Raw genomic sequence first — 12,226 nt, 5'->3', positions numbered from 1 at the left:
CTCACCATGCTCCTCCCGTCCCGGCGGCGCCGCGCGGGCGCAGCCTCTCGCACACCACCATCACGGTGGCGGTGACCAGGGCCAGCACCACCGCACCGGCCAGGGCCATCCCGTAGTTCTCCGCCCCCGGACGGCCCAGCAGCTTCACCACCACGATCGGCAGTGTCTGGTAGTCCGGGCTCGCCAGGAAGCTGGTGGCCCCGAACTCGCCCAGGGACACCGCGAACGCGAAGCCCGCGGCCAGGCCCACTGCCCGCAGCAGCACCGGCCCGTCCACCGTGAGCAGCACTCGCCAGGGGCCGGCGCCGAGCGTGCCGGCGGCCTCGCGCAGCCGATGGTCCACCGCGCCGAGCACCGGCACGAGCGTGCGCACCACCAGCGGCAGCGCCACCACGGCCTGGGCCAGCGGCACCAGCGCCCCGGACTGGGCGAGCTCCCGGAACTCCAGCTGCAGGGACACCACGAATCCGAAGCCCACCGTCACCGCGGAGACGCCCAGCGGCAGCATCACCGCGCCGTCCAGCCAGCGCTGGGCCCGCCGTGCCGCGGCGGAGTGGAACGGGCGGGTCAGTAGCAGGGCCAGCGGAATGCCGGCCAGCAGGGTGAACACGGTGGCGTCCCCGGCGATCTTCACCGAGTGCTCCAGCGCCTGCAGCACCGTGGTGCCGCCGGCGAACCCGGCGCCCGAGCTCTCCGCGAGCAGCCGGTAGTTCCGCAGCCCCCAGCCCTCGCTCGAGTGGAACGAGCGGACCAGCAGCGAACCCAGCGGCAGCAGGATCAGCGTGGCCGCCAGGGCGGTGACCAGCGCCGGCGCCCAGTCACGCCGTCCCAGCGGCACCGCGTACGCGTCCCGGATGCGCAGCGCACGCACGGTCCTGGCGGAGGCGGCGGAGGACAGCCCGATGGCCGCCAGCACCACCAGCAGCTGCAGCACGGAGAACACGGCGGCCACCCGCAGGTCCAGGTAGACCGAGGTCTGCACCCAGATCTCCGTCTCCAGGGTGCCCACCCCGGGGCGGCCGAGCGTCTGGACGATCCCGAACGCCGAGCAGCAGAACAGGAACACCAGCGAGCCCGCCGAGGCGATCGCCGGGCCCAGCTGCGGCAGCGTGACCGTGCGGAACACCCGCCACGGGGACGCCCCGAGCGAGGCCGCCGCCTCCGCCTGCCGCGGGTCCAGCACGGACCACAGCCCGCCGACCTGGCGGACCACCACGGAGACGTTGAAGAACACCATGGCCAGCACCACCGCCGTGGTGGTCTGGTCCAGGCCGAGGAACCCGAGCGGCCCGCCCGGGGCCAGCAGGGCGCGGAAGGCCACGCCCACCACCACGGTGGGCAGCACGAACGGCACCGTCACCACGGCACGCAGCGCGTCCCTGCCCGGGAACGTGCGCCGGTAGAGCACAAAGGCCGCCGGCAGGCCCACGGCCAGGGAGAGGGCCGCACCGGCCGCCGCCATGCCCAGGGTGTGGCCGAGGATCCGCCAGGTGCGCTCGCGGCCGAGGACCTCGCCGAAGGCGGTGAGGTCCAGGGCGCCGTCCGCGGTGACGCCCCGCAGGAACATCGCGCCGACCGGCCACAGGAAGAAGACCGCGAGGAAGGTCAGCGGCAGGACGGCGGCCAGCAGCCACCAGGCGCCCAGCCCGTCGCCGGACGGCCGGGCGCGCGGCCGCCGCTGAAGGACGGACGGCAGGCTCACGTGCTCAACGGTCCTCGCGCAGGGCGGTGAAGTCCTTCAGCCACTGCTCGCGGTGCTCGGCCACGGCCTTCGGGTCCGGGGTGATGGGGTCCTCCGCCATCTGCGCGTTCTCCGCCCACTCCTCGGGCAGCTCGACGGACTCGTCGATCGGGTACATGTACATGGACTCCGGGAACGCCTCCTGGAACTCCTCGGACAGCATGAACTCGATGAACGCCTGGGCGCCCTCCGGGTTCTGCGCGCCCTCGACCACACCGGCGAACTCGGTCTGCGGGGTGCAGGTGCCCTCCACGTTGCCGGTGGTCGGCGCGTAGGCGGGGGAGGAGGAGTAGGAGAGCACGAGCGGGAAGTCGCCCTCGCCGTCACCGCCGGAGAAGTCGGTGTAGTAGGCGTCGGACCAGGAGGAGGCCACCTTGGTGCCGCCGTCCAGGGCCTTCGTCCACCAGTCCTGCCAGCCGTCCTCGCCCTCGGCCTCCACGGTGGCGGCCAGGAAGGCCAGGCCGGGGGAGGAGGTGACCGGGTCGGTGACCACGAGCAGCTCGGCGTACTCCGGCTTCGTGAGGTCGTCGAGTCCCTGCGGCTCGTCCATGCCCTTGTCCTCGAACCACTCGTGGTCCACGTTGACGCAGACCTGGCCCTGGTCGATCGGGATCATCTTGCCCTCCACCACGCGGTCCTTCGCCGACTCCGGCAGGCCCTCCGGCGTCACATCCGCCAGGACGCCGCCGTCCACGAGGGTGTGGGTGGAGTGGTCCTCCACGCCGTAGACGCCGTCCACGGTGGGGGAGTCCTTCGCCAGCAGCAGCTGGTTGACCACGGTGCCGGCGTCGCCGGGGGCGGTGGTCTTCAGCTCGTAGCCGGTCTCCTCGGTGAACTTCTCCAGCAGCTCCTTCGGGGGCTCGAAGGAGTCGTGGGTCATGATGGTGACCGTCTTCTTCGGGGCGTCCGAGCCCTGCTCCTCGGAGGATCCCCCGCCGGTCTGGTCCGCCACGGAGCAGGCGGACAGGGCCAGGACGGCCAGGGCGGACAGGCCGAAGGCGGCCGTGCGGGAACGGGCAGTGGTGTGGGACATCGTCTGTCTCGGCCTCCTGTGGTGCGGAGGGGCCCGGACGCCCACACCCGGACGGGGCGCGGAGCATCCGGGTTGAGAGGTTCTCGACTTCCTCCGCCGGTGCGAGCCGGAGCAGGTTCGAGGGTCTGCGCATCGGGCGCACTCTCAGCGCCCCGTGCGGGCGCTCCCCTGTCGATGTGCGCCCCACCCTACCGGCACCGGCGGTGCGGCGGGAAATGCCGGTCACGGGCCGTCGTCGGGAAGGAGACCGGGCGCGGTGCGCCCGTCATCCTGAGGCACGACGACGGCTCCCTCGCCTGGCGCGTCTGCCTCGCCCCGTACACTGCCTGACGTGAACGAGGCCACTTTCAGCGCGCGCGACGACGCGGCGCACGACCACCGCGTGCCGGGCGCATCCCACCCGGCGGGCGACCGTGCGCGTCGGCAGAGGATCCGATCCATCGAGTCCGAGTGGAACACCTCCCGCCCCCACCGGCTCTGGCCGCGGATGCTGGTGCTGGTGCTCATCGCCGCCGGCCTGGTCATCACGGTGGAGTTCGTGCAGGGCCTGTCCCAGATCATCGCCCCGGTCTTCCTCGGCCTGAACTTCGTGGTGGTGGTCTACCCGGTGCAGGCGTGGCTGACCCGCCGCGGCCTCCACCCGGTGTTCGGGGCCACCGTGTCCGTGCTGCTGGTGGCGGCGGTGTTCTGCGCGTTCGTGGGCCTGCTGTTCTGGTCCATCCTCGAGCTCGTGGACGCCCTGCCGCAGTACACCGGCGAGGTGCAGGCGCTGGTCGTGGACGTCAGCGACCAGCTGATCGCGTGGGGCCTGTCTCCGGAGGCCGTCCAGCAGCAGGTGAACGGGATCGACTGGAAAGACGTCTCCGGCGCCGCGGTGTCCACGCTGACCGCCATCGCCACGAACACGTGGGCCGTGTTCGGCCTGCTGCTGACCGTGGTGATGTCCATGTTCTTCCTGGCCATGGACTCCATGGGCGTCGAGCGCCGCGTGCACCTGCTCAACACCGCCCGGGACGAACTCGGTGACGCGCTGATCGCCTTCGCTCAGGGCGTGCGCCGCTACTGGTTGGTGACCACCGTGTTCGGCCTCATCGTGGCCATCCTGGACGTGGTGGCCCTCGTGATCATCGGCGTCCCGCTGGCCCTGGTGTGGGGTGTGTTCAGCTTCCTCACCAACTACATCCCGAACATCGGCTTCGTGATCGGCCTGATCCCGCCGGCCCTGCTCGGCCTGGTGGAGGGCGGCTGGCCGGCCTTCTTCGCCGTGGTCATCAGCTACTCCGTGCTGAACTTCGTGCTGCAGTCCATCATCCAGCCGAAGGTCGCCGGAGACGCCGTGGGCGTCATCCCCACCGTCTCCTTCATCTCCCTGCTCTTCTGGGCCTGGGTCCTGGGCCCGCTCGGCGCGATCCTCGCCCTGCCCGCCACCCTCCTGGTCAAGGCGATCCTCATCGACGCGGACCCGCACGCCAGGTGGCTCAACGTGTTCATCGCCGCGGACCTGAAGGGCATGGAGCGGTTCCACCTGCCGAAGCTGCTGCAGCGGCGGCAGAAGGAGCAGAAGGCGAAGGACAAGGCCGTGGCGGAGGCCGCGGAGAAGGAGCGCGTGGCCGCCACCGGCGGTGCCGAGGGGCAGGCGCCGCACCCGGAGAAGGAGCGGATGGCCGCGCAGGCGGAGGAGCACCGCATGGACGCGCAGAAGGACTGGATGGCCGCCGAGCAGGAGGCCGTGGCCTCCTCGCCCGACACCCCCGTGCAGCCGGTCGCCGAGGCTGTGGCTCCCGCCGAGACCGACGCCGCCACCCACGCCGATCTGCGCCGGGGCACCGAGCTCGAGGACCACGTCGTCCGGGACGTGGACGACGACCCCGGTGCCCGCAAAGGCTGAACCGCTCCGTGCACGCTGAACGGAACCGGGCGGAGAGCCAGAAGCCTGCGGTCCCTCGAACGGAGCCTCGTCGGGAGGGCGCCCGGCGGAAGGGTGCCGGCCGGGAGGATGCTCGGCAGTCCGGTGCCGGTGCCGCCGGGCGGCGCCGCGGTGGGGGACTGCTGTTCGTCCTGGTCAGCATCATGGCGGCCGGGCCGCTGTTCAACTACGGCGTCTCCGCCTCCTCGGCCCTGGTGCTCGAGCGCCTGGGCATCGACGACGGCCTGCTCGGCACCATCGTCTCAGTCGTGTTCGTCTCGGCCGCCGTCACCTCGCTCTGGCTCGGCCGCCTGGCAGACCGGCTGTCCGTCCGCGCCCAGGTGGCGATCGTCTACGGCGGCTCCGCCCTGGCCCTCGTGGTGGCCGCCTTCGCCCAGCAGTACGCCCTGCTCCTCGTGGCCGCCGCCCTCGTGGGCCCGACCCAGGCGATCGCCAACCCGACCACCAACCGCATCATCCTGGCCGAGGCCCCACCGGGGCGGAAGACCAGCTGGATCGGTGTGAAGCAGTCCGGCGTGCAGGCCTCCCAGCTGTTCGCCGGACTGTTCTTCCCGGCCGTGGCCCTGGCCTTCGGCTGGACCGGTGCCGCCCTTGGCGCGGCCTGCGTGGCGCTGCTGCTGTGGGTCATCGCCGAGGTCGTCCTCGGCCGCGCCGCGGGCGCCGCCCCGTCGGAAGGCGAGGCCTCCGGGAGGAAGGTGAGGGGCCGCCGTCGCCAAGGGCGCCCGGACGCCGCGGAGAAGGCGAGGGCGCCAGACGCGGTGAAGGCGACGACGTCGTCGGCGGGCCGGGGAACGACGCGCGCCGCGGAGCGGCTGCCGGCCGAAGTGTGGCTGACGGCGGCGATCGCGTTCCTGAACGGCCTCGGCACGCAGAGCACCAACGTGTACCTGGCGCTGTTCGCGGTGCGCGAGGTCAGCTTCGGCGTGACCGCCGCAGGCATGGCGGTGGCCGTGGCGGGCGTGGTCGGGGTGGTGTCCCGCGTGATGTGGGGACGGCGCATGGACGCCGGGGGCCGGCCGACCACGCTGCTGATGATCATCGGGCTCGGGGCGATCGGCTCCACCGTGCTGCTCGTGCTGGCCGGCACGCTGCACCAGCCGGCCCTCGTGTGGGCGGCCGCGGCCATGCACGGCATCTCCGCGCTCGGCACGAACGTGGTGCTCAACGCCTTCCTGCTGACCCTCGTGCCGCGGGAGCAGATCGGCGCCGCCTCTGGCGTGAACTCCATGGGCATGTTCGCCGGGTTCTCGCTCGGGCCGATCGTCATGGGCGCCGTGCTCGGGGCCACCGGGCACTTCACGGTCGGCTGGTGGGTCATGGGCGGGCTCTACGCGTGCGGGATCCTCGTGGTGCTGGTGCTGCGGGCCCGCGTGAGTGGCCGGGCCTGAGACCCGGGGGCCTGTGTGGCAGGCGTAGGATTCCGGGCATGAGTGCAGAGTCCCTCACCCGGTCCGGTGTCCGCCGCCTGTTCGCGGACACGGCCGGCGGACCGCGCGGCGGACGTGCGGTTCTGCTGCTGGTCCCGGGCCTGTGGCTGGGCCTGCTCACCGGCATCTCTCTGATCGAGGCGCCGCTGAAGTTCACCGCACCGGGGATCACCATCCCACTGGGCCTGGGCATCGGCCGCCGCGTGTTCCTCGCCATGAACATCGTGGAGTTCGTGCTCGCCGTGCTCCTGGTGGTGGCCCTGCTGAAGACCGCAGGGCGCCCGGCGCGCCGCCCGCTCTGGGGGTGGACCGCCGGAATCCTGGCGGTCTATGCCGTGAAGGTGCTCGTCATCCGGCCGATCCTCAACGTGCGGACCGACGCCGTCCTCGCCGGTCAGTCCGCAGGTGGCTCCATGACACATCTGTTCTACGTCGCAGCGGACGGTGCCCTCATTGTTCTGCTGGTCGCCTTGACGGTCACCGCTGTCCGGGGCCTGCTGCCGGCCGAACGCTGACCCGGTGAACGCCGATCCGGTGAACGTTGATCCGGTCAACGCTCACCCGGCGCACCCCGACTCGCCGAACCAGAAGGTCTGGCTACTTCACGAGCCGTCGAAGTGGCCGTTTGTTCTGGTTCGCCGTGCCGGACGACAAGGTTTGGTGTGCCGAGCCAGAAGAAATGGTTGGTTGGCGGCGGCCTGAAGCGGCCGTTTGTTCTGGTTCGCCGTGCCGGACTCTCTGGGTCGTCGTGGCATCCCCAGCACGCTCAGGGGCGATGATCGGAGCGGCCTGCGAACGGCGCCGGGCGGCGAGGCTCAGGCGCCTCGACTGGCGAACGCCGCGGCCAGATCCGCCATGAGCGTCAGACGTCCGTCCTTGGTCAGTGCCGAGCCGGCGACGCGGATGACGATCCATCCCTCCGCCTGCATCCGGCGGTCGCGGTCGATGTCCTTGCGGAACTGCTCTTGGCTCCGGTGGTGGTCACCGTCGTACTGGATGCAGATCTTGAGCTTTTCCCAGGCGAGGTCAGGACGCACCAGGCGTCCGTCCGCGAGACGGATCACCGGGTTCACCGCGGGTTCGGGGAACCCGTGGTCCACAGTCATGAGACGCACGCGGGTCTCGGGGATCGAGTCGACGCCGGAGCGCACCGACTCCCATGCTTCTCTCGCGAGACGGACGCCGCGTCGGCCGCGGCGGTCGGTCATCGCCTGAAGGACGTCGGAGGGTTCGGCGAGTGGGAAGTCGAAGCGGGACTCCTCGGCGCCGGGGCCGTCTGCGCGCTGGCGCAGGCTGTCGCCGCAGGCCACCAGGTCGTCGAGGAACCGGGTCTGTCCTGCCAGGTCGACCCAGGTGTGCGCCGGCGAAGTCAGCCGTATGCCGTCGACCTCGGTGATGCCGGCAGTGCTCTTCAACTCGTGACCCTTCACCCCGATGCGGCGCGGGGTCCCGCCGTCGTCGCGGTGCCGCGAGAGATGGATGTCGTCATTGCGCGGCTCCAATGTGCCTGGCAGCCACATGCCCCAGAGGACGGCCGCTGTCCAGTGGGTGGCGATCGACCCGGGGGAGAGCCGCTGCAGGAACCGGACCTGGTCTGCAAAGCTCGGCGGGGAGTGCTTGCGGGAGCGAACACCCCAGTAGGGGCTGACGAGGTCGCCGGCGCGGAGCCGGTTGCGGCGGACGTCGAGCGAGGTGGCCTCGGCGACGGTGAACAGGGACGGCAGCGAGGCAGGCAACGGGGTGGAGAGCATCGGCATGTGGCCAGCGTGGTTCGAGGCCGCTGTCCTGTGGGCGTCGCAGGCACATTCTGTGGAGGGAACCGGTAGGTCGGTCCGCTGTGGAGGAGAGGAAACGGTTCGTGGACCGTGATGAGGGCGAGTCGTGGACCGTGATGAGGGCGAGGGTGACGTGCGCGTGCTGCGTGTGCCGGTGGCGCGCTGCGAACGCTGAGACGGCATGGCTCGCCGCGCTGTGACGGCAGGCCCCGCGCCCTGTGACGGTGCCTCATTGCCCTGGACCAATGTCTCTGGCTCGGCGAACCAGAGAGTGTGGCCCCTTGAGCCGGCCCGCAAGTAGCCAATGTCTCTGGCTCGGCGAACCAGAGAGTGTGGCCCCTTGAGCTGGCCCGCAAGTAGCCGAAGTCTCTGGTTCGGCGCACGGGGTTCGCCCCTATCTCCGCGAGCCAGAAGGAATGGCCGCTTCAGCGCCCCGTGAAGTAGCCGAAGTCTCTGGCTCGGCGAACCAGAAGGAATGGCCCCTTCCGTCCGCCCGCAAGTAGCCGAAGTCTCTGGCTCGGCGGCACGGGTCCCGGCGCCCACCGAATTGCCCCGTGCCGCCGGTTCCGGACACAGTGGGAGCATGACCGAGACCTTCTCCGCCCAGGACCACGACGACCTCGACCGCCTCCTCGACGCCACCGGAGGCATCCCGGACCCCGCCGACCTGCACGACGCCGCGGACGCCGCCATCGAGCAGGTCCGCACCTGGCTGACCGAGGCCCGCGGCCACAAGGCCGACTTCGCGGCCACCCAGCTCGCCGGCGCGCTCAAGGAGCCGGGCGGCCTGGACTTCATCGTGCGCTTCGTGGACCACGTGGTCCGCCCGGAGGACCCGGCCATCGCCGCCCGGGCCCTGCGTGAGCTCGCCCAGGAGTCTCCGCAGTTCCTGCCGCCGGCCCTCAAGGCCGTGTTCGGCGTCGGCGGACGCGTGGCCCCGATGGTCCCGCACGTCGCGGTGCCCACCGCGCGCCGCGTGCTGCGCCAGATGGTGTCCCACCTGATCGTGGACGCCCGGGACAAGCAGCTCACCAAGGCCATCGCCTCCCTGCGGGACGAGAAGACCCACCTGAACATCAACCTGCTCGGCGAGGCCATCCTCGGCAAGGGCGAGGCCGACCGCCGCCTCGAGGGCATCGCCGACCTCGTCCGCCGTGACGACGTGGACTACGTGTCCGTGAAGGTCTCCGCCGCCACCGCCCCGCACGCCCCCTATGCGTTCGACGAGGCCGTGCAGGAGATCACCGAGCGGCTCACCCCGCTGTACCTGTTGGCGAAGGAGAAGAAGACCTTCATCAACCTGGACATGGAGGAGTACCGCGACCTCGACCTCACGCTGAACGTCTTCACCGAGCTGCTCTCCCAGCCCGAGCTGAAGGACTACCCGGCCGGCATCGTGCTGCAGGCCTACCTGCCGGACGCCCTCGCCGCGATGATCCGCCTGCAGGAGTGGTCCGCCCGCCGCGTCGCCGACGGCGGCGCCCCGGTCAAGGTCCGCGTGGTCAAGGGTGCGAACCTGCCGATGGAGCAGATGCAGGCGTCCCTGATGGGCTGGTCTCTCGCCACGGTGCCCTCCAAGCAGGAGGCGGACACCAACTACAAGCGCGTCCTGAACTACGCCCTCACCAAGGAGCACGTGGAGAACGTGCGCATCGGTGTGGCCGGGCACAACCTCTTCGACGTGGCCCTGGCCCACCAGCTGGTCAAGCGCCGCGGCCTGTCCACCGAACAGCCCAGCGGTGTGGCGGAGGCCGGCGGCATCCCGCCGGAGGTCGAGTTCGAGATGCTCCTGGGCATGGCCACCGGCCAGGCCGAGGCGGTCAAGAAGGACGTCGGCTCTCTGCTGCTCTACACCCCGGTGGTGAAGCCCGGCGAGTTCGACGTGGCCATCTCCTACCTGGTCCGCCGGCTGGAGGAGGGCGCCTCCTCCGAGAACTTCATGTCCGCCGTGTTCGACCTGGACTCGGACCCGGAGCTGTTCGAGCGGGAGAAGCACCGTTTCCTCGCCTCCCTCGAGCAGATGGACACCGAGGTCCCGGTGCCCTCCCGCGGCCAGGACCGCTCCCGCCACGTCGACGGGGACACCCCCGCCCCCGTGGACGGCTTCGCCAACACCCCGGACACGGACCCGTCCCTGCCGGGCAACCGCGCCTGGGCTCGCCGGATCCTCGAGGCCATCCCGCACTCCACCCTCGGCACCGAGACCGTGGACGCCCACCGCGTCACCACCGCCTCCGGCGCCGAAGACGCCATCGGCCGCGCGGAGAAGGCGGGCAACGCCTGGCGGAAGCTGACCGGCGAACAGCGCGCCGAGGCCCTCGACTCCGTGGGCCGTGCCCTGCACGCCGCCCGCGCCCGCCTGCTCGAGGTCGCCGGCTCCGAGACCGGCAAGGCCCTGGACCAGGGCGACCCCGAGGTCTCCGAGGCCGTGGACTTCGCCCACTACTACGCCCGCCTCGCCCGTGGCCTGGACCAGGTCGAGGGCGCCCGCGCGATCCCGGTGAAGCTCACGCTCGTCATCCCGCCGTGGAACTTCCCGGTGGCCATTCCGGTCGGCGGCGTCATGGCCGCCCTGGGCGCCGGCTCCCCGGTGGTCTTCAAGCCCGCTCCGCAGTCCGAGCGCACCGGCGCCGTGGCCTGGGAGCACATCATGGAGGGCCTGCGCGCCTCCGAGGCGTTCGCGGCCGACGGCCCCATGGCCGGCATCGACCCCGAGGACCTCGTCCGCCTGGTCACCATGGCCGACGAGGACGAGAAGGAGGTCGGCACCGCGCTGGTCACCCACCCGTCCGTGGAGCGCCTCATCCTCACCGGCGGCTACGAGACCGCCCAGCTGTTCAAGTCCATGCGCCCGGACCTGGACCTGCTGGCCGAGACCTCCGGCAAGAACGCCCTGATCGTCACCCCGTCCGCGGACCTCGACCTGGCCACCGATGACGTGGTGAACTCCGCGTTCGGCCACGCCGGCCAGAAGTGCTCCGCCGCCTCCCTGGTGGTGCTCGTCGGCTCGGTGGCCACCTCCGAGCGCTTCCACCGCCAGCTCCTGGACGCGGCGCGCTCCCTGCACGTGGCCTACCCGGACGACGCCCGCGCCCAGATGGGCCCGGTCATCGAGGAGCCGGGGGAGAAGCTGCGCCGCGGCCTCACCCAGCTCGAGCCCGGCGAGTCCTGGGCCCTGCAGCCGAAGCAGCTGGACGAGTCCGGTCGGCTGTGGAGCCCGGGCATCCGCTACGGCGTGAAGCCGGGCAGCCACTCCCACCTCACCGAGTTCTTCGGCCCGCACCTGTCCGTGATGACGGCCAAGGACCTGGAGGAGGCCGTGGAGATCGTCAACGCCGTGGACTTCGGCCTCACCTCGGGCCTGCACTCGCTGGACCCGGACGAGATCGACTACTGGCTGCGGCACGTCCGCGCCGGCAACCTCTACGTCAACCGCGGCATCACCGGCGCCATCGTGCGCCGCCAGCCGTTCGGCGGCTGGAAGCGCTCCGTGGTGGGCGCCACCACCAAGGCCGGCGGCCCGCACTACCTCCACGGCCTCGTGCACTGGGAGGACGCCCCGACCTGGCTGACCAACCCGGAGTCCTCCTCCGGCGCCGACGGCGAGCCGAACGTGGACCCGTCCTGGCTGCACACCGCCCAGAAGCTGGACGAGCAGACCTGGACCACCGTCTTCGGCCCGGACCAGGACATCTCCGCGCTGCGTGCCGAGCGCAACGTGCTGCGCCACGTGCCGACCCCGGTGCTGGTGCGCTGGGAGCACGGCCCCGCCGAGCACCTGCTGCGCGTGGTCTCCGCCGGCCTGCGCGCCGGCGCCCCCATGACCGTCTCCATCAACCCGGTCCCGTCCACCGAGGAGGGCGACGCCTCGAACATCTCCTCCGAGGGAGTCCGCGGCCAGGTGGAGCAGCTGCGCCGCGAGTTCCAGGGCACCGAGCTCGGGGCCCCGGTGGACATCCACGTGGAGCCCACGGGCGAGTTCCACCGCCGGGCACAGCAGCTCGCGGAGGTCCCGCCGACCGCCGAGGGCGGCGGCGACGCCCGCATCCGCCTCATCTCGGACTGGGTCGGCGACCGTGCCGGCGCGCTGGCGGCCAAGCGTGCCCTCCAGCACGCGCTCGGCGGCACCCCGGACGTGGCCGTCTACGCCGGCCCGGTGGTCTCCGCCGGCGAGGTGGAGCTGCTGCCGTTCGTGCACGAGCAGGCGATCTCCATCACCGCCCACCGCTTCGGCACCCCGGACCACCTCACGGACGAGATCCTCTGATCCGCGCGGATGATCCGGCCGGCCGCGGGCCGTCTCCCTCCCGGGAGGCGGCCCGC

7 protein-coding genes and 1 riboswitch are annotated in these 12,226 nt (G+C 71.7%); of the genes, 4 read left to right on the top strand and 3 right to left on the bottom strand.

The window, feature by feature from the left end:
* Nucleotide 1 precedes the first annotated feature (1 nt).
* Entirely contained in the window at nucleotides 2-1,696 is a 1,695-nt protein-coding gene (locus tag CEQ11_RS11900) for an iron ABC transporter permease (protein ID WP_067189748.1), read from the bottom strand.
* 10 nt (nucleotides 1,697-1,706) lie between these two features.
* The gene (locus CEQ11_RS11895; RefSeq protein WP_067189688.1) at nucleotides 1,707-2,774 is read right to left on the bottom strand and encodes a thiamine ABC transporter substrate binding subunit; all 1,068 of its coding nucleotides are present in this window, start codon (nucleotides 2,772-2,774) and stop codon (nucleotides 1,707-1,709) included.
* 71 nt (nucleotides 2,775-2,845) lie between these two features.
* Nucleotides 2,846-2,954: riboswitch (TPP riboswitch) on the bottom strand.
* Between the two features lie 151 nt (nucleotides 2,955-3,105).
* Here CEQ11_RS11895 and CEQ11_RS11890 point away from each other — a divergent pair.
* From CEQ11_RS11890 to CEQ11_RS11880, 3 genes are all read left to right on the top strand, one after another.
* Nucleotides 3,106-4,662 carry an AI-2E family transporter gene (locus CEQ11_RS11890; RefSeq protein WP_227718868.1) on the top strand — a complete coding sequence of 519 codons (1,557 nt, stop codon included), beginning with the start codon at nucleotides 3,106-3,108 and terminating at the stop codon, nucleotides 4,660-4,662.
* 182 nt (nucleotides 4,663-4,844) lie between these two features.
* The gene (locus CEQ11_RS11885; RefSeq protein ID WP_088478726.1) at nucleotides 4,845-6,089 is read left to right on the top strand and encodes an MFS transporter; all 1,245 of its coding nucleotides are present in this window, start codon (nucleotides 4,845-4,847) and stop codon (nucleotides 6,087-6,089) included.
* Between the two features lie 38 nt (nucleotides 6,090-6,127).
* Complete coding sequence (locus tag CEQ11_RS11880; RefSeq protein WP_227718867.1) at nucleotides 6,128-6,643, top strand: hypothetical protein; 516 nt, start codon at nucleotides 6,128-6,130, stop codon at nucleotides 6,641-6,643.
* Between the two features lie 300 nt (nucleotides 6,644-6,943).
* Here the strand turns inward: CEQ11_RS11880 and CEQ11_RS11875 are convergent, their stop codons facing one another.
* Nucleotides 6,944-7,885: an endonuclease domain-containing protein gene (locus CEQ11_RS11875; RefSeq protein ID WP_088478725.1), complete on the bottom strand. Its 942-nt coding sequence runs from the start codon at nucleotides 7,883-7,885 to the stop codon at nucleotides 6,944-6,946.
* A 601-nt stretch (nucleotides 7,886-8,486) separates the two neighbouring features.
* Here CEQ11_RS11875 and CEQ11_RS11870 point away from each other — a divergent pair.
* Nucleotides 8,487-12,170, top strand: a complete 3,684-nt coding sequence (locus CEQ11_RS11870) for a bifunctional proline dehydrogenase/L-glutamate gamma-semialdehyde dehydrogenase (protein ID WP_088478724.1) — start codon at nucleotides 8,487-8,489, stop codon at nucleotides 12,168-12,170.
* The last annotated feature ends 56 nt before the right edge of the window (nucleotides 12,171-12,226 follow it).

Source organism: Micrococcus sp. FDAARGOS_333, from assembly GCF_002206575.2.
Classification (GTDB): Bacteria; Actinomycetota; Actinomycetes; order Actinomycetales; family Micrococcaceae; genus Micrococcus; species Micrococcus lylae.
Note: the sequence above shows the minus strand (reverse complement) of the source record. Positions and strands in the feature narration are given on the sequence as shown.